This window comes from Streptomyces sp. NPDC048331, from assembly GCF_043201215.1.
Taxonomy (GTDB): domain Bacteria; phylum Actinomycetota; class Actinomycetes; order Streptomycetales; family Streptomycetaceae; genus Streptomyces.
In genome coordinates, this window is the sequence record NZ_JBICYT010000044.1 from 1 (window position 1) to 21,044 (window position 21,044).

Genomic DNA, 21,044 nt, shown 5'->3' on the forward strand with positions numbered 1-21,044 from the left:
CGCTACGACAAGACCGCCACCGCCTACCAGGCAGCCCTCCACCTCGCGGCCATCCACATCTGGGCCGCGAGGTGATCGCTAAGAAACGGCCTAGGTCGACCTCTTTCGGATCTTGTCGGATGAGCCCAGGTCGTCCGGTGCGGTGCCTCTCCCCCGGCCACCGCCGGGAGGGGTCCCCGGGCGGAGGGGCGCCCGCGTACCGGACGTACCCGGGTGCCCCGACAACCTGGGGTCCCCCCGGACGGAGTCCGGGGGGATGAGGTGCCGGGCGGGCCGGGCCCGGTGTGGCGCTGTCGGAGCCCTCTGGCAGCATGCGCCGCATGGATCTTGCAGCTGTGTTCACGGGCCTCGACCACATCGTGTGGCCTGAGCTGCACCACGCCTACGGCCCCGCCGAGGACGTTCCCGACCTGTTGCGGGCGCTGACCGCCGACGCCGAAGAGGCCGCGGCGGAGGCCGAGCGGGAACTGTGGGGCAGCATCGTGCACCAGGGCACGGTGTACGAGGCCACGGTCGCGGCCGTGCCGTTCCTGGCCCGCCTCGCGGTGGCGGGTGTGCGCCGTGCGAGCCTGCTCGGCATGCTCGGGGCCGTCGCCGAGAGCACGGACGAGCACGGTCTCGACCGGCCGGGCGCGGCCCGGGCGGCGGTCGTCGCGCAACTGCCGTTGTTGCTGCCTCTGCTGTCGGACGCCGCCCCCGAGGTGCGACAGTGCGCGGCATGGGCGGTGGCCCAGTGCGGGCAGGAGGCGGGTCCGGACATCCGTGGGGCGTTGCGCCGGCGCCGGGAGGCGGAGACGGATCCGGTGGTACGGGCCGATGTGCTGACCGCGTGCGTCCGGGTCGCCCCGGAAGCGGCCGAGGGGCTCGTCGGGATCGCCCTCCGTGCGACGGAAACTCCGTCGGTGCGGGTGGCAGCCCTGCTGGCGTGCGTGGACACCGGTCTCCCGTGGGATCGGGAGCTGGCCTCCGTCGTGGCGGCGCTTTCGCCACTGGACCGACACACGACAGGCAGCCGGTGGCGACGCCGGCCGCTGACGGACCTCGCCCGCGGCCTGCACGAGCGGGGCGACGTCGACGCCGCGATCGACGTCGTCGTCGATGCCCTGCGGCTCACGGTGGAGGCCGTACGCGCCGGAGCGGATCCCGGGACGGCGGCCGCCGAGGCGACCTGGGCGGCCGAATCGCTCGCGCTGCGTTCGCGGGCCGCCCCGTCACGGTTGCTGCCGGCGATGCTGCCGCTGCTCGACGTTCCGGCCGTCGCCGAAGAGGTCGTCTCCGCGGTGCGCGACTGGGCCGAGCCCGCCCCGCAGGCGGTGCCGGCGCTGGTCCGCCTCTCCCGGGCGACGGACGAGAGGGCCGACCGGGCCCTCGCGGCCCTGGTGTCGCTGGGCGCGCCCGAAGCCGGGGAACTCCTCGCGAGCCGGCTCGCGGACCGGCCGCACGCCCTGGAGGCCGCCTACCGACGCACACTTCTCCGGCCCCCGGCTCCGCTGCCGTGCACCGCGGTACTCCTCGACGCGGTCCGCACACGGCTGGTCGCCGTGACGGCCGACGCCTCGACGCCGCGCGAGCGACGGTCCCGGTACGGGGAAGGTCTCGCGGCCGTCAACGAGCCGGTGTACCTCGCCGGGCTGCTCGCCGGTTGGGGTCCCGTGGCGCGGGCCGCGCTACCCGAGCTGGTGGACGCGTTGCCCCACCACCCCTTCCCGATCAGCCGGGCGCTCGCCGCGGTCGCCGATGTCGAGCGGGACGTCGACGCGGTGAGCGCGCTGCGGATCCACGCGGGAGCCGGTCCGCGGACAACCCGTGAGGCGGTCGCGAGCGCCCTCCACTCCCTGACGGGCGACGCCGCCCCCTTGGTCGCCGTCCTGGGCGCGGCACTCGATGAGGGGGGCGCCGTACGGGACGGCTGTCTGCGGTCCGTCGCTCCGCTGGGCGAGCAGGCCCGTCCGCTGCTCCCCCGGCTCCTCGCCCTGCTGTCGGAGCCGGCCGAGACCCGGACCGTCCTCGCCCGGGCCCAGGCGGCGCTGACGGCGGCCGCCACGGTCTGGGAGCTGACCGCTGATCAGCAGGTGGTGCTGCCCGTCGTCCTGGAGGGGCTGACCCGGGCGACGGAGCCGTGGGGCCACCGGACCGCGAACCAGGCTGCCGAGGTCGCCGCCCTCCTCGGGCCCGCCGCACGGCCGGCCGTCCCTCATCTGCTGGCGATGCTCGACCGACCGGACACGGCGGCCGCCGCCGCGCGGGCACTTCTCGCCGCGCACCCGGGCGACGACCGTCCCGCCGGTGTCGGGCTCACCGATCTGGCGGACCGCGTGCTCTCGTCGATCGCACCGGGCGTGTACCTGCACTCCGCGCTGGGCCCTCTGGAGGCACTCGCCGCCCTCGGCCCCGCCGCGTTCACACCCGGCCTGCTCGAACGCGTACGGATCCTCGCGGACGGGGAACCCCGCGTCATCGGGTCGGGTACCTATGTCGAGATCATCCTCGACGACGAGGAGTTCCGTGCCGCCGCCAGAACCGTGCTCGCGGGACTGAGCCGCTGAAGGGCCGGGCCGCCCCGCGTGCGGCCCCCGGGCAGGGACCCGTGCCCGGGTGCCGTCAGCGGTCCCGCGTGTCCCGCACGTCGGGGGTCGGCCGCCGGGACTCCCCGGCGGCCATGAGCAGAGCTCTGACGACCTTGTATGCGGGGCGGGGCGTGCCGGATGCCGCGTCGGCCGTGAACCGTTCTCCCTCCGCTCCTTCGCGGAAGGTCCGCTCGGTGACGGCCGCGCCGCGGGCCAGGAGCCGTTCCACCGTGGCCGGGCAGCCGAAGCGGGCGGCCCAGTCGAGCGCGGTGCAGCCCCGCCTCGTCTCCTCGATGTCGGCGCCCCGGTCCAGCAGCAGGTCCACCGTCTCCGGGTCCCCCTCCCCGCGCGCGACGGCCGCATGGATCAGCGGTACGTAGCCCGCCCGGCCCGCGGGGCCGCCCGGTGGGGCGCCGCCGTCGAGGAGGGCACGGGCCACGTCCGTGTGCCCGAGCATCGTGGCCATGGTCAGCGGCGTCGCCTCGCCGTAGGGGCCCGCGTCGACCCGCGGGTCGGCGCCCGCCGCGAGGAGCAGCCGGACGACCTCCGCGTGCCCGGCGCACACGGCCAGGTCCAGTGCCCGTCGGCCGCCGAGGACCCAGGCGTCGGCCTCCGCTCCCCCGGCCAGCAGGGACCGCACAACGGCCGTGTCGCCCTGCTCCGCAGCCCGGCCCAGCCCGTTCGCCAGGGGTTGATAGTGGTCCGACCGGCCTTCGTCGGACCAGTCGGACCGGTCGGACCGGTCGGACCGGTCGGACTCCGGTCGCCGGCGCTCCGCCGCCGTCATTCGCCGACGGTGGCCGGGGCCGACTGCTGTGCGGGGATCGCCGCCTCGGCGGTGCCGGCGGCCGCGGCCGCCTTCTTCATCCGGCTGCGCACCACGAGCGTCACGGCGAGCCCGAACAGCACGGCCAGCCCCAGGGCCAGCCAGGAGAACCGCTTCAGCCACGGCTCGGCGACGATCCCGACCGAGTAGATGACGGCCGTGGTGCCGCCGGCCCAGAGGATGCCCCCGAGGACGTTGGCGATCAGGAAGCGCCAGTACGGCATGCGCAGCACGCCTGCCAGCGGTCCGGCGAAGATCCGCAGCAGGGCCACGAACCGCCCGAAGAAGACGGCCCACATGCCCCACTTCTCGAAGGAGCGTTCCGCCAGCGCCACCTGCTGGGGGCCGAAGTGCTTGGGGAAGCGCCGGCCCAGCCGCTCCAGCAGCGGCTTGCCGCCCCGGCGGCCGATCGCGTAGCCGATCGAGTCACCCACGATCGCCCCGGTGATCGCGCAGATACCCAGGATCACGGGGTCGATCTCACCGTGCTGCGAGGCCAGCAGCGCCGAGCTGACCAGAACGATCTCTCCCGGCAGCGGGATGCCGAGGCTCTCCAGCCCGATGACCAGACCCACCAGGAGATAGATGCTGACCGCCGGAATCGTCTCCAGCCATTCCTGGATGTGCACCGGTACGTCCTCCCGTGTCGTCCCCGACGCGCCCCCTGTGACACGCCGAACGGGCAGCCTATCCGCTCGCCACGACCGCCTTGGACCTCAGTGGCAGTTCACGGGACGAACGGCCCACGAACACCTGCCGTCGGCCGGAACCCAGCACCCAGGCGTGCTGTTGCGGGTCCCATGAGGACAGGGCCCGCGCGTCGATGTCGAGGGTGACCCGCTCCGCCTCGCCCGGTGCCAGGACGAGCCGCCGGTAGCCGGCCAGCGCGCGTACCGGTTGGTCGAGCTCCAGGTCCGCGGACGGGCCGATGTACACCTGGGCCACCTCGGTGCCCTTGCGGCGACCGGTGTTGCGGACGGTGAACTCCACACGCAGCCCGCTGCGCCGGGGCCGGACGGTGAGCTTCTCGTACTGCCAGGTGGTGTACGAGAGCCCGTGCCCGAAGGGGAACAGCGGGGTCACCCGTCGGGCGTCGTACCAGCGGTGGCCGACGTGGATGCCCTCGGAGTACTCCTGCCGGCCGCCCACGCCGGGGTAGCGCAGCGGCTCGCCGCCGACCGGGGTGGTGTGCTCGTCGGCCGGGAAGGTCTGGGTGAGGCGGCCGCCGGGGTCCACGTCCCCGAAGAGGAGGTCGGCGGTGGCTCCCGCGCCCTCCTGGCCCGGGTAGTACATCTGGAGGACCGCTCCGGTACGGGAGAGCCACGGCATGGTCGTACCGGAGGAGGTGTTGAGCACGACGGTCGTACGGGGGTTCGCGGCGGTCACGGCCTCGATCAGCCGCTCCTGCCCGCCGGGGAGGGCCAGGGAGGTACGGTCGCGGCCCTCGGTGGCGTCCTCGTAGGCGAACAGCACCACGCTACGGGCCGCCTTCGCGGTCCTGACGGCCTCGGCGAGGTCCGCGGCACGGGTCGCCCCCGTGGTGTGCCGGAGCCGGAAGCGCTGGCCCTTGTCCCCGCCCTCGGCGGTCACGGCGAGCCGGTGGGGGCCTGCCTTGAGGGTGAGGGTGGTGCGGCGGACGCTCATCCCGTCGGGTGCGGAGCCGAGCAGTCCACCGGCGAAGTACTCGGCCACGCCCTGCCGGACGGGGAACAGCTCCTGCCCGTCGAGGCGTACGACGGGCCGCTTCCCGGTGTAGTGGACGAGCAGGGTCCATTCGTCGTCGGCCGTGAGGCGGAACTCCCCCTCGTGGCTCCAGACCCGCCCGGGTTCCACGGCCCGCGCGTCCAGGTCGGCGGTCGGGGTCAGCAGTTTCGCCGGGAGCGGCCGCCCGTACAGGTCCTCCCCGAGGGCGTGGTGGACCGTCGAACCGTTCCCGGCCCGGCGTCGGATCGCGCTGAGCGGGGCCTCCGCCCCGTCGGAGACCACGTGTGCGCTGCCACCACCGCCGACGAAGGGCACCTGGCCGGTCGGTCCGATCACCGCGATCGAGCGGGCGGCGGCGCCGGTCAGGGGCAGGGTGCCGTGTTCGTTGCGCAGCAGTACGGCCCCGGCGGTGGCCACCTTGCGGGCGGTCCGGGCCCCGGCGGCGGAGTCGCGCGGGGGCCGGGCGGCGGGCCGCGCGGCGAGCAGTCCGAAGCGGTCCATGGTGGCGAGGATCCGGTGGACCGCGACGTCGACCGCGCTCTCGGGTACGGAGCCGCCGCGCACCGCCTCGCGCAGCGGTGCGCCGAAGTGGGTACCGCCGGGCATCTCCATGTCGAGGCCGGCACCGATGGCGGCGACCGTGCTGTGGGTGGCGTCCCAGTCGGACATCACCCAGCCGTCGAACCCCCAGCTGCCGCGCAGCAGTTCGTCGAGCAGCGGCTTGCTCTCGCAGGCGTGGACGCCGTTGACCTTGTTGTAGGCGCCCATGACGGCGCCCGCGCCGGCGGCCACGGCGGCTTCGAAGCCCCGTAGTTCGGTCTCGTGGAGGGTCTGCTCGGCGGCGATCACGTCGACGGTGTCGCGGCCGTGCTCCTGGTTGTTGAGGGCGAAGTGCTTGACGGTGGCGATCAGGCCCTCGTCCTGGATGCCGCGGATCATCTCGCCCACGAGGTCGGCGGTCAGGCGCGGGTCCTCGGAGAAGGTCTCGAAGTTCCGGCCCGCGTACGGGGTGCGGATGAGGTTGACCATGGGCGACAGCACGACGTCCTGGCCGAGTGCCCGGCCCTCGCGGCCGATGACGCGGCCGTACTCGCGGGCCAGTGCCGGGTCGAAGGCGGAGGCGAGCAGGACCGGCGCGGGCAGCGCGGTGGCGCGTCTCGCGACGCGCACCCCGGCGGGCCCGTCGGTGAGGCGCAGCGGCGGGATGCCGAGGCGGGGTACGCCGGGTACGTAGCCGGCCTGGCCGAGGGAGGTGGGGTCGGGGGCGCCGTGCAGCAGGGCGGTCTTCTCGTCGAGGGTGAGTCGCTCCAGCAGGGCGTCGATGCGGGCGGCGCCCTTCGCCCGGGCCCCCCCCCCCCCCCACGGGCGGCGTCCTGGGGGTGGCCGCGCCGGGCGGCACCCCTGGCGCGCAGGCGCCCGATCCGAGGGCCGTGGCCGCCGTGCCCGCCGCCGCGAGCAGTCGCATCGCGGAACGTCTGGACACGGCCTCGCTCATGGGCGCTCCCTGCGGCGTGGGTCGGCGGGAGCGGCCCGCGCCGGACCGCTCCCGGGCCCACTGTGCGGCGCGCGCCCGCCGGGTCCGCCGAGACGCGCCCCCGCGGCCCCGAGGTTCAGCCCTCCGGCAGCGGCGGCGCGCTGTCGGCGGCGCGCCGGTTCCGTCCCGGCGGGCTCCGTCACCTCGACCGGGGGTGGTCGACGGAGGTTCCGCCGTCGGACGACGACGCGCGGGTTGTCGTGCGCCGGCGTCAGGCGTTGGGGCGCAGGGTCCAGATGACCGTCATCTCGCCCGTCACGGCCTCGTCCTCGCGCTGGATGGCGATGGTGACCGGGAACTCGGGGCGGCCGCCGGCGTCGAGTTCGGCGACGACCTCCGCGGCCGGGCGGCCGAGGGTGGCGGTGGCGGTGACGACGCCCTTGGCGAGCTTCTTGTAGCCGATCTCGGCCTTCACGGCGAGCGGGACGGCGCGCGAGAGCTGGTCGCCGAAGGCGGCCAGGACGATCGCGCCGCTCGCGGACTCGGCGAGGGTGAACATCGCGCCGGCGTGCGGGCCGCCGACGTGGTTGTGGTAGTCGGGCTGGTCCGGAAGTCGGACGACCGCGCGCTCGGGGGTGGTCTCCAGGAACTGGAGGTTCAGGGTCCGGGCCATGGGTACCGTCGCGGCGAGCAGTTCGCCCACGTTCATCTGGTCTGCGCTCATGCCACGCGATGTTACCCGCGAGTAGGCAGGATTGGCCAGAGCTCCCCAGGGGGCGGCCGTGGCTCCCCGGGTCCACGGCCACTATCGTTACCGGCCATGTGGCCAGGACAGCAGCAGCCGCCCGGGGGCGAACAGAACCCTCAGGACGCGCAACAGAACCCGTACCAGCAGCAGCCGGGACAGCCGGGGCAGCCGAACCCGTACCAGCAGCAGCCCGGTTACGGATACCCGCAGCAGCCGGGATACCAGCAGCCCCAGGGCGCTCCCGGCCAGCAGTGGGGTCAGCCCCAGCTGCCGCAGCAGCCCCAGCCCGCCCCCTCCGGCGGCGGGAGCCCGTACTCGACCAAGACGGTGGCGATCGTCGCCGCGGCCGCCGTCGTCGTGGTGGCCGCCGCGACCGGCGCGTTCGTCCTGACCCGGGACGACAAGAAGACCGAAGCCGACGACAAGCCGGCGGCCAGCCCCTCGGCCCCGCCCTCCGAGGCGCCCGCCCCGGCCGGCAGCAGCCCGAACCCGCGGGCCGGTGGCAACGCCCAGCCCGTCATCCCGGGCTGGAAGGTCGTCGTCAACACCAAGTACGGCGTCAGCTACGACGTGCCCGCCGAGTGGAACGTCAACGAATCCGGCGTCATCCTCTCGTTCCACGACGAGGTCAAGAACGACGGCAGCCCGATCATCACCATGAGCGGCACCGCCACCCTCAAGGAAGAGTGGTGCACGGTCGACAAGGACGCGGACGGCAGGGTCGAGAAGTTCTCGCTCGCGGACACCGGTATCAAGGGCGCCCAGGGCGCCAAGGACACCGCGCAGGTGGCGACCGACAACACCAGCGCCTGGGCCTGGGCGGCCTTCGCCCAGAAGGAGCCCAAGGGAACGGTCAAGGTGGCCGCGGCCAAGGAGTACACGACCACCTCCGGGGTCAAGGGCCACATCGTGGTGGCGACCGCTCCGAACCTGAAGAAGGAGCACAAGTGCTCCACCGACGGCAAGACGGTCGGCTTCGGCTTCAAGAACGCCGTCGGTGACTTCGCCAGCTTCGTGCTCATCAGCGCGGCCGGTGTGAAGGACGAGGTTCCGAACGACGTCTCCGACAAGATCATCAGTTCCATCCGGCTCACCACCCCGTGATCCGCGTCCCCGTCCCGGGCCGGCAATCCGTTTGGATTCTCGGCACGGGACGGGGATAGTCCGGGGGTGAGCTCTCCCCGCACCGCAGCACCCCGGACACCCGCGAACCGCCGCCGACCCGAGTGGGCCGGCCGCAATTACAGCCTGCTCACGGGTGCGGCGATCATCACGAACCTGGGGAGCCACGGAGCGCACATCGCGGCCGCTTTCGCGGTCATGGAAGCCGGCGGATCCGTCGGCGACGTCGGACTGATCGCGGCCGCCCGCACGCTGCCGCTCGTCCTCTTCCTGCTCATCGGCGGCGCCATCGCCGACCGGCTGCCCCGCCACCGCGTGATGGTCGCGGCCAATGTGCTGAACTGCCTCTCGCAGGCCGCCTTCGCCGTCCTCGTCCTCGCGGGCGAACCCCAGCTGTGGCAGATGATGCTGCTGACCGCCCTGTGCGGCACCGGTACGGCCTTCTTCAATCCCGCGGCCGAGGGCATGCTGCTCTCCACCGTCTCCGGCGAGCACTCCAACCGCGCCTTCGCCCTCTTCCGCATGGCGATCAACGGCGCCGGGATCGGCGGAGCGGCCCTCGGCGGAGCGATGATCGCCGCGGTGGGTCCGGGCTGGGTGCTGGCCGCCGACGCGGCGGCCTTCGCGGTCGCCGGCGCGCTGCGGACCTTCCTCGACGTCAGCCACGTACCCGACCGGACTCCCGGAGGCGGCCTGCTGTCCGATCTGCGCGAGGGCTGGGTCGAGGTCAGGACCCGCCCCTGGCTGTGGAGCATCGTGCTCCAGTTCTCCGTCGTGGTCGCCGTCGTCGGTGCCGCCGACGCGGTCTACGGGCCCTTGGTCGCCCGGGACCAACTGGGCGGGCCCGCGCCCTGGGGCGTGGCCCTGGCCTTCTTCGGCGTCGGCACCATCGGCGGAGCCGTCCTGATGATGGCGTGGAAGCCGCGCCGCCTGCTGCTCGTCGGCACGCTGTGCGTGTTCCCACTGGCGCTGCCCTCGGCGGGACTCGCCGTGCCGCTGCCCGTGTGGGGACTCTGCCTGGTGATGTTCGTCAGCGGCGCCGCGATAGAGGTCTTCGGCGTGAACTGGATGACCGCGATGCACCAGGAGATCCCGGAGGAGAAGTTCTCCCGGGTCACCGCCTACGACTGGTTCGGCTCGGTGTCGATGCTTCCGCTGGCCACCGCCCTGGCCGGGCCCGCCGAAGCGGCCTTCGGGCGCACCCAGGCCCTGTGGGGCTGCGCGGTGCTGGTCGTCGTACCCACCGCCCTCGTGCTGCTGGTCCCGGACGTCCGCCGCATGACCCGCAGGGCGCACAGCAAGACCATCGCCCCGACGGCCGCGGCCGAACCGGCTCCCGCCCCGGTGCCCGCCGACGTCGTGCAGCACTGAAGCACCGGCGGGCCCTGAAGCACCCTCGGCCCCGGCCGCTCACCCGAGGCTGAACGCGCCCTCCGGCGGCGCCGGGGAAGGAGCCGCGTCCGCGTCGGCCACCGGCGACGCGCCCCGCCGGAACCGGACCAACCCGTCCCCGTACTCCACCCGCGCCGGAAACGCGTCGGCCGCGCACCTCCGGGCCAACGCACCCACCGGGAGCGGGGCGTCCGAGGCGAGCAGCACGGCGTTCCCGAACCGCCTCCCCCGCAGCACCGCCGGTTCGGCGATCAGCACCAGCTCCGCGAACACGTCCGCGAAGTTCGCCACCTGCGCCCGCAGGAAGTCGAAGGGCGCCCCGTCGGCCAGGTTCGCCGCGTACAGCCCGCCGGGCCGCAGCACCCGCGCGGCCGCCCTCGCGTACTCCACCGACGTCAGCTGCGCCGGCACCCGCGAGCCGCCGAACACGTCGGCCACCACCAGGTCCACGCTCGCCGCGGGCGCGGCCTCCAGCCAGGCCCGGGCGTCGGCGGTGTGGACGGTGACCCCGGAGTCCGCCGCGAGCGGCAGGTGCTCGGTCACCAGGTCGACCAGGCCCGCGTCGAACTCGACGACCGTCTGCCGGGATCCGGCCCGGGTGGCCGCGGCGTAGCGCGGCAGCGTGAGCGCGCCGCCGCCGAGGTGCAGCATGTCCAGCGCGAGCCCGGGTTCGGCGACGCAGTCCAGGACGTGCGCGAGGCGGCGTACGTACTCGAACTCCAGGTGCTGCGGATCGTCGAGGTCCACGTACGACTGCGGGGCCCCGTCGACGGTCAGCAGCCAGGCCCGGTCCCGGTCCACGTCCGGCATCAGCTTGGCGGTGCCCTGGCCCACGTCCCGGACGACCGGGATCTGCTCGTCGCTCACCGGTCCATTGTCCGGCAGCGGCCCGACCGGCTTCGAACAGCCCTCAGGCGGCCCCGGCCGACCAGACCGCCGCCGTCTCCCGTGCGTGCTCCTCGGCCTGCGCGAGGCCCGCCCGGGCGGCAGGCCCCCGCCGCGCCGGGTCCAGCACGTTGCGCCCGAAGGCCTTGCGGGCTGCCGTGGACGGGGTGATCAGCACCACCCGCGCACCCGCCTCCCGCAGTCGCCCGGCCTGCGCCGACGGTGAGGGGACCAGCCCGGAGCCGAGCGACATCGGGGCGAGGACCACCACGCGCGCGTACCCGGCGGCCAGGTCGGCATTGGTGGCGGAGCGGATCCCGCCGTCGATGAAACGGCGGCCTCCGACCGTGACCGGCGGCCACACCCCGGGCACCGCACAGCTCGCCGAGACGGCGTCCACGAGCCCGTCGCCGCTCCCCCGGTCGAACGCCTTGAGCTCACCGGTGAGGGCGTCCACCGCCGTGACGACGAGCCGCCGCTCGGGCCACTCGTGGGAGACCAGCCGGGCGGCCAGGACCTTGCGCCGCTCGGCCTCGGCGCCCGCGCCGGCGTCGGCGGCCAGGGCCATGGCGCCGACCCGCCGCCGGTAGGCCGTCGCGGTGCGCGAGCGCGCCATCGCGACGGCGTACCGGGCGACGAGTCCGGCCCCCAGCTTCGCCGTGGCCTCGCCGGTGGGGTCCCCGAGCTGACGCTCGTACAGCTCCCGCGGGGTGAGCAGTCCGGAGGTGAGCTGCGCCCCGACGACGGATCCGGCGGAGGTGCCGACGACCAGGTCGGCGGTGGTGAGGTCCACGCCCGCGCGGGCGAGGCCGTACAGGATTCCGCACTCCCAGCCGATGCCGGTCAGTCCCCCACCGCCGAGCACCAGTGCCGTGTCGCCGCTCATCTCCGCCCGCCCCTCCGCGCATGCCTGTGGTGACGGCAGTCTGGCGCAGCCGGGCCACCGCCACCACAGAGGGGTCCGGATCGGACCGGAATCAGGTCCGGGTCCGGGTCCGGGTCACCCCAGTACGGCCGTCACCGTCCCCGCGCCGACGGTCCGCCCTCCCTCGCGGATCGCGAAGCCGAGGCCCGACTCCAGCGGGACGTCCCGGCCGAGCTCGACGGTCATGGTGACCGTCTCGCCGGGCCGCGCCACGGCGGCGCCGCCCAGGTCCACGTCCCCCACCACATCGGCGGTGCGGATGTAGAACTGCGGCCGGTAGCCGCTGGCGACCGGTGTGGTGCGGCCGCCCTCACGCCCGGAGAGCACGTACACCTGCGCCGTGAACCGGCGCTGCGGCGTCACACTGCCCGGCGCGGCCACCACGTGCCCGCGGCGCACGCCGTCGCGCGGCACCCCGCGCAGGAGCAGCGCGACGTTGTCCCCGGCCTCGGCGGACTCCATCGGCTTGCCGAAGGTCTCCAGGCCGGTGACGACCGTCTCGACCGGCTCGCCGTCGCCGCCGAGGACCGCCACGCGGTCCCCGAGGCGTACGGTGCCGCGCTCGACGGCGCCGGTCACGACGGTCCCGCGCCCGGTGATGGTCAGCACGTTCTCCACCGGCAGCAGGAACGGCGCGTCGGTGTAGCGCACCGGGGTCGGTACGTACGTGTCCACCGCGTCGAGCAGCGCCCGGATCGCCTCCGTCCAGCGCGGGGCGCCCTCCAGCGCCCCGAGTCCGGAGACCCGTACGACCGGTGCGGCGTCACCGCCGTATCCGTGCGCGGTGAGCAGCTCGCGGACCTCCAGCTCGACCAGGTCGGTGAGCTCGGGGTCCCCGGCGTCGGCCTTGTTGAGTGCCACCACGATGTGGTCGACGCCGACCTGCCGGGCGAGGAGCACATGCTCGGCGGTCTGTGGCATGACTCCGTCGAGCGCGGAGACGACGAGGATCGCGCCGTCGAGTTGGGCGGCGCCCGTGACCATGTTCTTGATGTAGTCGGCGTGCCCCGGCATGTCCACGTGGGCGTAGTGCCGGGTGTCGGTCTCGTACTCGACGTGCGTGAGGTTGATGGTGATGCCGCGGCGGGACTCCTCGGGGGCCCGGTCGATGCGGTCGAAGGGCACGAAGGAGGCGCCGCCGTGCTCGGCGAGGACCTTGGTGATAGCGGCGGTGAGGGTGGTCTTGCCGTGGTCGACATGACCCATGGTGCCGATGTTGAGGTGCGGCTTGGTGCGCACGAAGGCCGTCTTGGCCATGATTCATTCCCGTCTCTGGAAGCTGGAGCGGGACCCCGAGAGCGAGCCGACCCTCCCCCTGCGGGGTCCGCCGGACGATCCGGGAAGGGTCAGCTTCGTGCGCCGTCGAATGCGGCGAGAACGGGTGCGAACGCGGGTGCGAACTCGATTGCACCTGCCGGTGCTTCCGCGAATGCGGCAGCCTTCGGCGCGTCCGCGACCGCGGACCGCACTGCGAAGAAGGCATACCGGTTCATGCCCCTGATCCTGCCGGACGGTCCGGGACCCGTCGAATGAATTTCGGCGCGGTCAGAGGTTCTTGAGCGCCTCGCGTGCGGACAGCGGGGCCAGGGAGTCGCGTTCGGCCTCGACGAAGGCGCGTACGGCCTCCGGGTCCGTCTTCGCGTACTCGCGCAGGGCCCAGCCGATGGCTTTGCGTACGAAGAAGTCCGGGTGACCGGCCCGGCGACGGCAGTAGCCGAAGAGTCGGCCGGTGTCGGTCGCGGACCTGAAGCGGAGCTGGTGGAGCAGTGCGGTGCGGGCGAGCCAGAGGTTGTCGTCCTCGATCCACTCGTCCATCACGGCCACGAGTTCCGGGTCGGCGGCCACCAGCGGTCCGACCGTGTGCGCGGCCAGCAGGTCGACGGTGTCCCACCAGGGGACGGTGACGATCAGGTGCCGGACCACCGGCAGGAAGCCGGAGGAACAGCGGGCGGTGTGGCGGCGCAGGTAGTCGACCGCGAAGTACTGGTACTCGCGCTCCGGGAGGAGCCAGCAGCGCAGCGCGAGCGCCGCGCAGTCCGTCTCGGACGGTTTCGGAGTGTCCTTCGTCACGGTCTTCGACAGTTCCCGGCGCAGCGGGGTGGGGATGCCGAGGAAAGGTGCGACGTCCTTCATGTAGGCGGCCATCGTCCGGGCCCGTACGGGATCGGCGGCGGCCGTGTACGCCGTGGGCAGCCGCTCCAGCAGGGTGTCCGCGAGGGCGCTGCGGGGAACTCGCGGAGGGCGCCGGTCGTTCGACTGCATGAGGCCCAGATTACGGCGCACCGCCGTACAGGTGGGCTAGTCTCCCGGGATGTCCCTCCTCCTCGCGCCGTGGACCCGGCTGTCGGTGCTCGTCGTGCTGCTCGTCGCGGCCGGCGTGTGCGTGCTGCTGTACGAGCCCCAGCGCATCCTGTCGGAGGGCTGGCCCCCGGGGCTCCCGGTGGGCACGGCGGTCCTGCTGTTCGCAGCCGCGTACGGCGTGTGCACGGCGGCCCTCGTGCCGCGGCCCCTGATGAATCTGGCCGCGGGAGCCGTCTTCGGCAGCCAGTTCGGCCTCGTCGCGGCGGTCGGCGGCACCGTGCTGGGCGGTGCCATCTCCTTCGGGCTGGGCCGGATCCTGGGCCAGGATGCTTTGCGACCGTTCCTGCGCGGGCGCTGGCTGCAGGCGGCCGACGGTCAGCTCAGCCGGCACGGCTTCCGCTCGATGTTGGCGGTCCGGATCTTCCCCGGGATGCCGTTCGTGGTGGCCAACTACTGTGCCGCCGTATCGCGTTGCGGCTGGGGTCCCTTCCTCCTCGCCACGGCGATCGGGGTCGTTCCGAACACCGCCGCGTACGTGATCGCGGGGGCCAGTGCCTCCTCGCCGGGATCGCCCGCGTTCCTCGTCTCGTTCGGCTTCATCGTCGTCTCCGTGGTGGGCGGCGCGATCTTCGGGTGGCGCAAACGACACCGTCTGGCACCCCCTCGAACCGAGGATCGAGTGCCCGAACTGGTGCCCCAGCACCCCCCTGTGGTCAGCGCCGCTTCGCACGGGCCCTAGCATCGGACGCGAACTGCCCGACGATCACAAGGACGAGCGCACCCCGACATGAGCTGGTTCGAATCCCTAATCCTCGGTCTCGTCCAGGGGCTTACGGAGTTCCTCCCGATCTCCTCCAGCGCCCACCTGCGGCTGACCGCGGCGTTCGCCGGCTGGCACGACCCAGGAGCGGCCTTCACCGCGATCACCCAGATCGGCACCGAGGCCGCCGTGCTGATCTACTTCCGCAAGGACATCGCGCGGATCGTCTCCACCTGGTTCCGCTCGCTCTACACGAAGGCCCTGCGCTCCGAGCAGGACGCGAAGATGGGCTGGCTGGTGATCGTCGGCTCGATCCCGATCGGCGTCCTCGGTCTGGTCTTCAAGGACGCGATCGTGGGCCCGGCCCGCGACCTGCGACTGACGGCCACCACCCTGATCCTCATGGGCATCGTGCTCGGCGTCGCCGACCGCCTGGCGGCCCGCGACGAGGAGGGCGGTCGGCACCGCGCGATCCGCGAGCGCAAGACGCTGCAGCAGCTGGGCGTCAAGGACGGTCTGATCTTCGGTCTCTGCCAGGCGATGGCCCTGATCCCCGGCGTCTCCCGGTCCGGCGCGACGATCTCCGGCGGTCTGCTGCTCGGCTTCACCCGTGAGGCCGCAGCCCGCTACTCCTTCCTCCTCGCCATCCCGGCCGTGCTGGCCTCGGGCGCGTTCGAGATCAAGGACGTCGTGGAGAACCCGGGTCACATCTCCTGGGGCCCGACGATCTTCGCCACGGTCATCGCCTTCTTCGTGGGCTACGCCGTGATCGCGTGGTTCATGAAGTTCATCTCGACCAAGAGCTTCATGCCCTTCGTGATCTACCGGATCCTCCTGGGCATCCTGCTGTTCGTGCTGATCGGCACGGACGTGCTGAGCCCGCACGCGGGTGAGTCCGGCTCCTGACGGAGCCCCGCACCACCTCTTCGCGTGAACCGCAGGCCGCTCGGGAACGTTCCCGGGCGGCCTGCGCGTCGTTGTGCCTGAAGAGAGTGGAAGGCAAAGAGCAGGGGGTGCCTCATGGGTCGAGTGGTGCTGGAGCGGTTTCCCGCCGGAAGTCCTCGGGGGAGCTGGCCCGCCGAGGAGTACGCGGCGCAGCGGATGCGCGAGGGCGTCCCGGCGGAGGTGGTCATGGACCTGGACAGCGACGCGTTCCTCGTCGTGGTCCGGCAGCGGGAGTCCCGTTCAGGTCATTGACCGCCCGCGGGAAGATCCGGTGGGCGCACGGCCCTTGGCCTCGCGCCCGCGCAGCCCCACACTGACCCGATGACTCAGCGTGTGGATCTCGCGACGGTGATGGACCGGCTGGCGATCGACGAGGTGGTCACGGGGTACGCGGTGGCTGTCGACGACGGTGACTGGGCCGCCTACCGGGCCCTGTTCACGGCCTCCGGGAGGGTCGACTACAGCTCCGCCGGCGGGATCGAGGGCTCGGTGGCGGAGGTCGCGGACTGGCTGGCGGAGACGATGACGCTGTTCCCCGTCCGCCAGCACCTGATCGTGAACCGGCTGATCCGGCTGGAGGACCTGGGCGGCTCCCCCGGGGACAGCGCCGAGGTGCGGGCGGATTTCCTCAATCCCATGCGGTTGGCGGGGCCGGCCGCCGACCCCGCGCCCACCTCGCCCAACTTCGTCGCCGCCGGGCGCTACACCTTCGCGCTGGCCCGGACCCGTGACGGCTGGCGGCTCACCCGGGTCACCGTGCACGAGAAGTGGCGGCACATGTCCGCCTGAGCCGGACGGACCCGCTCGACTCGGCCCGGCCGTCCGGCACTGCCACACTGGAAGCGGAGGCACGCCATGATCATGATGCGCATGCGGTGGTGGTCCCCTCGATGGCGTGCGCCCGCCGCCCTGGCCGCCGGGGCGCTACCGGCTCTCGCCTTCCCGGCCCCCGCCCTCTGGTGGTTCGCCTACGCCGCCCTCGTGCCCTGGATGCTGCTGCTGCGGTCGGCCCCCACCGGGCGGCGGGCCGCGCTGGAGGGCTGGCTCGGCGGCGCCGGGTTCATCCTGGCCGTCCACCACTGGCTGCTGCCCAGCCTGCACGTGTTCCTGATCCCGGTGGCGGCGCTGCTCGGGCTGCTCTGGATCCCCTGGGCCCTCGTGGTGCGGGAGTTCCTCGGTGGGGCTCCGGCGCCGGGCCGGGCCTGCGCCGCGCTCGTCCTCGTACCGGCGGCGTGGCTACTGTCGGAGCTGGTGCGGTCCTGGCAGGGGCTGGGCGGGCCGTGGGGGCTGCTGGGGGCGAGCCAGTGGCAGGTGGCCCCGGCGCTGCGGCTGGCCTCGGTGGGCGGGGTGTGGCTGGTCAGCTTGCTGGTGGTGGCGGTGAACTGCGCGCTGGTGCTGCTGCTGGCGGTGCCGGGGGCGCGGATCCCGGCGGTGGCCGGGATGACCGGCTGCGCGGTGCTGACGGGAGCGGTGTGGGTGTGGGCGGCACGGCCCGAGGAATCGGGCCGGCTGCGCGTGGCCGTCGTACAGCCGGGCCCGGTCGCGGACGGCCCGGACAGTGCGGAGCGGCGGTTCGACGTCGGTGAGCGGCTGACGCGGCCGTTGGCCGGGCAGCGGGTCGATCTGGTGGTGTGGGGCGAGAGCAGCGTCGGCGCGGACCTGACCGCCCGCCCGGACCTGGCCCGGCGGCTGGCCGCGCTGTCCGCGGAGGTCGGGGCCCCGCTGCTGGTGAACGTGGACGCGCGGAGGGCGGACCTGCCCGGGATCTACAAGAGCGCGGTGCTCGTGGGCCCCGAGGGCCCCACCGGCGACCGCTACGACAAGATGCGGCTGGTCCCCTTCGGGGAGTACGTACCGGCCCGTGCCCTGTTCGGCTGGGCCACCTCCGTCGGCAAGGCGGCGGGCGAGGACCGGGTGCGCGGCGACACCCCGGTGGTCATGGACCTGCCCGCCCGGCCGGACGGGCCCGGCGGCGTCCGCGTCGGCCCGCTGGTGTGCTTCGAGTCGGCCTTCCCCGACATGAGCCGGCACCTCACCCGGGACGGGGCCTCCCTGCTCGTCGCCCAGTCGGCGACGTCCTCGTTCCAGGAGAGCTGGGCCCCGGCCCAGCACGCCTCGCTGGCCGCGCTGCGGGCGGCCGAGAACGGCCGCCCGATGGTGCACGCCACCCTGACGGGCATCAGCGTCGTCAACGGCCCCTCCGGTGCGCGGGTCGGGGCCGCCCTGCCCACCTCCGCGAGCACCGCGGCCGTGTACGACGTCCCGCTCGCCCGCGGCACGACCCTCTACGTCCGCTTCGGGGACTGGCCGGTGACCGCGGCCCTCGCCGCCCTCGCGGTGTACTGCGCGGTGGCGGGCAGCCGCTCGCTCAGGAGGCCTGCTCCAGAGCCGAAGTCACCACCCGCTCGCACAGCTCGTGGGTTCGCAGGGCGTCGCGGGCGCTGAGCGTGGTGCCCGCCGCGACCGCCTCCAGGAAGTGGTCGACGGCCTGCTCGATGCCGCGCTGGCGGGCGACGGGGACCCAGTCCCCGCGGCGCCGCACGGTGGGCTGGCCCTTGTGGTCGATGACCTCCGCGAGATTGACGACCTGCCGCTTGGTGTCGCGCCCGGACACCTCCAGGATCTCCTCGGTGGAGCCGGACAGCCGGTTCATGATGCCGAGGGCGGTGAAACCGGCGCCGGACAGCTGGAGCACCACCTGGTGCATGAGCCCCTCGCGCACCACAGCCCGCACGTCGAAGTGGTCGGCATCGCCGGGCAGGAGGAAGCGCAGGGTGTCGACGACATGGATGAAGTCGTCCAGCACCAGCGTCCGCGGGTCCTCGGGCAGCCCGACCCGGTTCTTCTGCATGATGATCAGCTCGCGGGCGTGGTCGGCGCACTGCGCGTAGGCGGGGGCGAAGCGGCGGTTGAAGCCGACGGCGAGGGAGACCCCGAGCCGCTCGGCCCGTTCCACGAGCTGTCGTGACGACGCGAGTTCGTAGGCGAGCGGCTTGTCCACGTACGTGGGCACGCCGGCCTCCAGCAGCCGGGTGACGATCTCGGGGTGGGCCACGGTGGCGGCGTGCACGAAGGCCGCGTCGAGCCCCTCGGCGAGCAGCGCGTCGAGATCGGCGTGCCGGCGCGCGGCCGGGACGTGGTGGGTGTCGCCGACCAGCGCCAGGGCGTCGGGGTTACGGGTCTGCAGGTGCAGCTCGATGCCCGGGCGGGTGGTGAGGACGGGCAGGTACGCCTTCTGCGCGATGTCGCCGAGTCCGATGCAGCCGACCTTCACCGGGGCCTCCAGGTTGGTTCCTTGTGGGATTCCCGCAGCTTAATCCCTGGTGGCGGGGGCGCCGTTCGCCGAGGATGAGCCCCATGACCATCAGTTCAGGATCACATCGCAAGGAACCCGCCACCACCGCCGACGAGCGGGACATGCTGGACGGATGGCTCGACTACCACCGTGCCACCCTCGCCTGGAAATGCGAGGGGCTCCAGGACGAACAGCTGCGCCGTACCCCGCTCGCGCCCTCCGAATTGAGCCTCCTGGGCCTCGTACGGCACATGGCCGAGGTGGAGCGGTACTGGTTCCGGGAGATCATGCTGGGCGAGGACCTCCCCGAGCTGTACTGCACGAGCGAGGATCCGGACGGCGATTTCCACTTCACCGAGCAGGCCACCTGGGCCGAGGCGGAGCAGGTCTGGCAGACCGAGGTCGAGCTGGCCCGCCAGGCGGCCGCGGGCCGTTCGTTGGACCTGGTCTCGCGGGCCGAGAGCCACCACCGGGGCGAGGTGTTCAGCCTGCGCTGGGTCTACACCCACATGATCGAGGAGTACGCGCGCCACAACGGCCACGCCGACCTGGTGCGTGAGCAGATAGACGGCGCCACCGGCGACTAAGGGCTGTCCCGTAGTCCCCGGTGGATCAGCGCGCGGCGTCAGATGCGGTGCATCGCAAGGCGGAGGAGCGTCCCCATACTGGGCGTATTCGGGCGTTCCGACAACGCGGCGAGGTGCCGTATCTGTCGTCGTGCGCCCGCCGGGGATTACGGGACAGCCCTTAGGGAAACTCCGGGCCGGCTCGTGCGGAGGCACCCGCCGGGCCCTGCCCTGTACGGCGGGTGGGTCCGTCACCCGTGCGGGGTGAAATATCGGCCGCCGGTTTTCGCAACGGGGTCCTCGCACAGCAGAGTTGCGCGGGTGCATCCCACCCGAACCACGACAACGCTGCTGCTCGGAGTCGCCTGCGCCGTCTCGGCGGTCTCCGGCTGTGTGCAGGTGAGCCCCGGTCCCGTGCCGCCCGCCGCGGCCCCCGCCGCCGGGGTACCGCCCCGCCATGAGCCGCGCGGCGGGCCCGGGGCCGCCCCGGTGTCCGTCCGGGCGCCCGCCCTGGAGGCGCTGGAGGCGGTGGGGACGGCCCCGGGGGCGTCCGCGGCCCCGGCCGCCCCCGCGCCCGGCCGGCGGTCCGCCCAGCGCCCCGTACCGGGCGGCTCCGGCGGGCCGCTACGGGAGGTTCCGCCGGTCCCCGACATCCCTGAGCCCCGACGGGCCGCCGAGCCCGTCTCCGGGCGCCCTGGCGGCCGTCCGCAGCGTCCTCGGCCCGACGCCGAGGTGGAGCGTGAGCTGATCCGGAAGCTTCCGGTGCGGCCGGCCGATGTGTGCGCGCTGGGCCGTAGGCACGGCCACTGGCGTTCGGACAGTCCGGAGGCCCGTATCTGCTCGGGCGTCCACGGGGACTGACCGCCGGCGCCTGCGGGGCCTACGGGGACTGCTCGGGGAACGGCCGGGGCCCGGGCTCCGGTCCGGCTCCCGGTTCCGCGGCCAGGCTCCGCTCCAGTCGGGCGATCGCGGCCCGTACGCCGTTCCCGTACCCGTCGTCGGACAGTGCCCCGGTGGCCGCGCGGGCCCGGGCCAGGTGGATCCGGGCCGCCTCCGGCCGCTGCAGCTTCACGTAGTCGGCGGCCAGGCTCAGATGCAGCGAGGGGTAGAACACCCGCATCGCCGGATGCGGCTCCCGCACCGCGGGCCGCCCGTCCTGGGGCGGCCCGGTCCCGGGCCCGTCGTCCGGCTCGTCACCGGGCCCGTCGGCCGCGGCGGCGGTCAGGGCGCGCAGGTCCCAGGCCAGCTCGTCGGCGGGATCGTCCTGGGCGTCGGCCATGTAGTGGGCCAGGGTGCACCGGTGGAGGGAGTCCCCCTCCTCGCCGATCTCGGACCAGATCTCGGCGAGCCGGTTGCGGGCCTCCTCGCGGTCCCCGGCGTGCAGCAGGATGACCGCCTGGCCGATCCTGGTCATGACGGCGTCCTCCGACGCCTCCTGCTGCTCCGTCACGGCGGCCTCCGGCTTGCTCTGCCAGACCTGCTCCGGTCTGATCATCTAGAAGCTAGCCGGAGGTACCGGCAATGGCGCCGAGGC

General features: G+C 73.6%; 20 protein-coding genes. 10 read left to right on the forward strand and 10 right to left on the reverse strand.

Features of this window, described 5'->3' with window-relative positions; genetic code table 11:
• The first annotated feature begins 320 nt into the window (after nt 1-320).
• Nucleotides 321-2,546: a hypothetical protein gene (locus ACGFYY_RS36255; RefSeq protein WP_393716131.1), complete on the forward strand. Its 2,226-nt coding sequence runs from the start codon at nt 321-323 to the stop codon at nt 2,544-2,546.
• A gap of 55 nt (nt 2,547-2,601) precedes the next feature.
• Here ACGFYY_RS36255 and ACGFYY_RS36260 read toward each other — a convergent pair whose 3' ends face one another.
• From ACGFYY_RS36260 to ACGFYY_RS36275, 4 genes are all read right to left on the reverse strand, one after another.
• Nucleotides 2,602-3,354: an ankyrin repeat domain-containing protein gene (locus tag ACGFYY_RS36260; RefSeq protein ID WP_393716133.1), complete on the reverse strand. Its 753-nt coding sequence runs from the start codon at nt 3,352-3,354 to the stop codon at nt 2,602-2,604.
• On the reverse strand, nt 3,351-4,022 hold the full coding sequence (locus ACGFYY_RS36265; RefSeq protein WP_393716135.1) for a DedA family protein: 672 nt from the start codon (nt 4,020-4,022) through the stop codon (nt 3,351-3,353). Before ACGFYY_RS36265 ends, ACGFYY_RS36260 begins: the two co-directional genes overlap by 4 nt.
• Before the next feature lie 58 nt (nt 4,023-4,080).
• The gene (locus ACGFYY_RS36270) at nt 4,081-6,267 is read right to left on the reverse strand and encodes a beta-glucosidase (protein ID WP_393716137.1); all 2,187 of its coding nucleotides are present in this window, start codon (nt 6,265-6,267) and stop codon (nt 4,081-4,083) included.
• Nucleotides 6,268-6,842: 575 nt separating this feature from the next.
• Nucleotides 6,843-7,295 carry a DUF4442 domain-containing protein gene (locus ACGFYY_RS36275; protein ID WP_184791899.1) on the reverse strand — a complete coding sequence of 151 codons (453 nt, stop codon included), beginning with the start codon at nt 7,293-7,295 and terminating at the stop codon, nt 6,843-6,845.
• Nucleotides 7,296-7,391: 96 nt separating this feature from the next.
• Here ACGFYY_RS36275 and ACGFYY_RS36280 point away from each other — a divergent pair, with 96 nt between their 5' ends.
• Together ACGFYY_RS36280 and ACGFYY_RS36285 are read left to right on the forward strand one after the other, a co-directional pair.
• Nucleotides 7,392-8,423: a hypothetical protein gene (locus ACGFYY_RS36280; RefSeq protein ID WP_393716140.1), complete on the forward strand. Its 1,032-nt coding sequence runs from the start codon at nt 7,392-7,394 to the stop codon at nt 8,421-8,423.
• 66 nt (nt 8,424-8,489) lie between these two features.
• Nucleotides 8,490-9,812, forward strand: coding sequence for an MFS transporter (locus tag ACGFYY_RS36285; protein WP_393716142.1), 1,323 nt, complete (start codon nt 8,490-8,492; stop codon nt 9,810-9,812).
• Nucleotides 9,813-9,851: 39 nt separating this feature from the next.
• Here the strand turns inward: ACGFYY_RS36285 and ACGFYY_RS36290 are convergent, their stop codons facing one another.
• The 4 genes from ACGFYY_RS36290 to ACGFYY_RS36305 form a co-directional block, all read right to left on the reverse strand.
• Nucleotides 9,852-10,643: a spermidine synthase gene (locus ACGFYY_RS36290; RefSeq protein WP_393716201.1), complete on the reverse strand. Its 792-nt coding sequence runs from the start codon at nt 10,641-10,643 to the stop codon at nt 9,852-9,854.
• 100 nt (nt 10,644-10,743) lie between these two features.
• Nucleotides 10,744-11,604: a patatin-like phospholipase family protein gene (locus ACGFYY_RS36295; RefSeq protein ID WP_393716144.1), complete on the reverse strand. Its 861-nt coding sequence runs from the start codon at nt 11,602-11,604 to the stop codon at nt 10,744-10,746.
• A gap of 114 nt (nt 11,605-11,718) precedes the next feature.
• Entirely contained in the window at nt 11,719-12,900 is a 1,182-nt protein-coding gene (gene tuf / locus ACGFYY_RS36300) for an elongation factor Tu (protein WP_365279811.1), read from the reverse strand.
• Nucleotides 12,901-13,188: 288 nt separating this feature from the next.
• On the reverse strand, nt 13,189-13,905 hold the full coding sequence (locus tag ACGFYY_RS36305; RefSeq protein ID WP_393716146.1) for a DNA alkylation repair protein: 717 nt from the start codon (nt 13,903-13,905) through the stop codon (nt 13,189-13,191).
• A gap of 49 nt (nt 13,906-13,954) precedes the next feature.
• On the opposite strand from ACGFYY_RS36305, the gene ACGFYY_RS36310 reads away from it, so the two are divergent.
• The 5 genes from ACGFYY_RS36310 (at nt 13,955) to lnt (ending at nt 18,094) form a co-directional block, all read left to right on the forward strand.
• On the forward strand, nt 13,955-14,683 hold the full coding sequence (locus ACGFYY_RS36310) for a VTT domain-containing protein (protein ID WP_365279817.1): 729 nt from the start codon (nt 13,955-13,957) through the stop codon (nt 14,681-14,683).
• Between the two features lie 48 nt (nt 14,684-14,731).
• A complete protein-coding gene (locus tag ACGFYY_RS36315; RefSeq protein WP_365279820.1) occupies nt 14,732-15,610 on the forward strand; it encodes an undecaprenyl-diphosphate phosphatase in 879 nt (292 codons plus the stop codon).
• A 114-nt stretch (nt 15,611-15,724) separates the two neighbouring features.
• The gene (locus tag ACGFYY_RS36320) at nt 15,725-15,901 is read left to right on the forward strand and encodes a hypothetical protein (RefSeq protein WP_181382610.1); all 177 of its coding nucleotides are present in this window, start codon (nt 15,725-15,727) and stop codon (nt 15,899-15,901) included.
• A gap of 69 nt (nt 15,902-15,970) precedes the next feature.
• Nucleotides 15,971-16,438 carry a nuclear transport factor 2 family protein gene (locus ACGFYY_RS36325; protein ID WP_365279823.1) on the forward strand — a complete coding sequence of 156 codons (468 nt, stop codon included), beginning with the start codon at nt 15,971-15,973 and terminating at the stop codon, nt 16,436-16,438.
• Between the two features lie 66 nt (nt 16,439-16,504).
• On the forward strand, nt 16,505-18,094 hold the full coding sequence (lnt, locus tag ACGFYY_RS36330) for an apolipoprotein N-acyltransferase (RefSeq protein WP_393716149.1): 1,590 nt from the start codon (nt 16,505-16,507) through the stop codon (nt 18,092-18,094).
• On the opposite strand, the gene ACGFYY_RS36335 is transcribed toward lnt, so the two are convergent.
• Nucleotides 18,018-18,923 (reverse strand): Gfo/Idh/MocA family protein, encoded by a 906-nt coding sequence (locus tag ACGFYY_RS36335; protein WP_393716151.1) that lies wholly within the window; start codon nt 18,921-18,923, stop codon nt 18,018-18,020. The genes lnt and ACGFYY_RS36335 overlap by 77 nt on opposite strands.
• An 83-nt stretch (nt 18,924-19,006) precedes the next feature.
• Between ACGFYY_RS36335 and ACGFYY_RS36340 the strand changes: the two genes are divergently transcribed.
• Entirely contained in the window at nt 19,007-19,531 is a 525-nt protein-coding gene (locus ACGFYY_RS36340; RefSeq protein WP_365279829.1) for a DinB family protein, read from the forward strand.
• 300 nt (nt 19,532-19,831) lie between these two features.
• On the forward strand, nt 19,832-20,371 hold the full coding sequence (locus ACGFYY_RS36345; RefSeq protein WP_393716153.1) for a hypothetical protein: 540 nt from the start codon (nt 19,832-19,834) through the stop codon (nt 20,369-20,371).
• Between the two features lie 19 nt (nt 20,372-20,390).
• Here the strand turns inward: ACGFYY_RS36345 and ACGFYY_RS36350 are convergent, their stop codons facing one another.
• Complete coding sequence (locus ACGFYY_RS36350; protein WP_393716203.1) at nt 20,391-20,960, reverse strand: hypothetical protein; 570 nt, start codon at nt 20,958-20,960, stop codon at nt 20,391-20,393.
• Nucleotides 20,961-21,044: the final 84 nt, after the last annotated feature.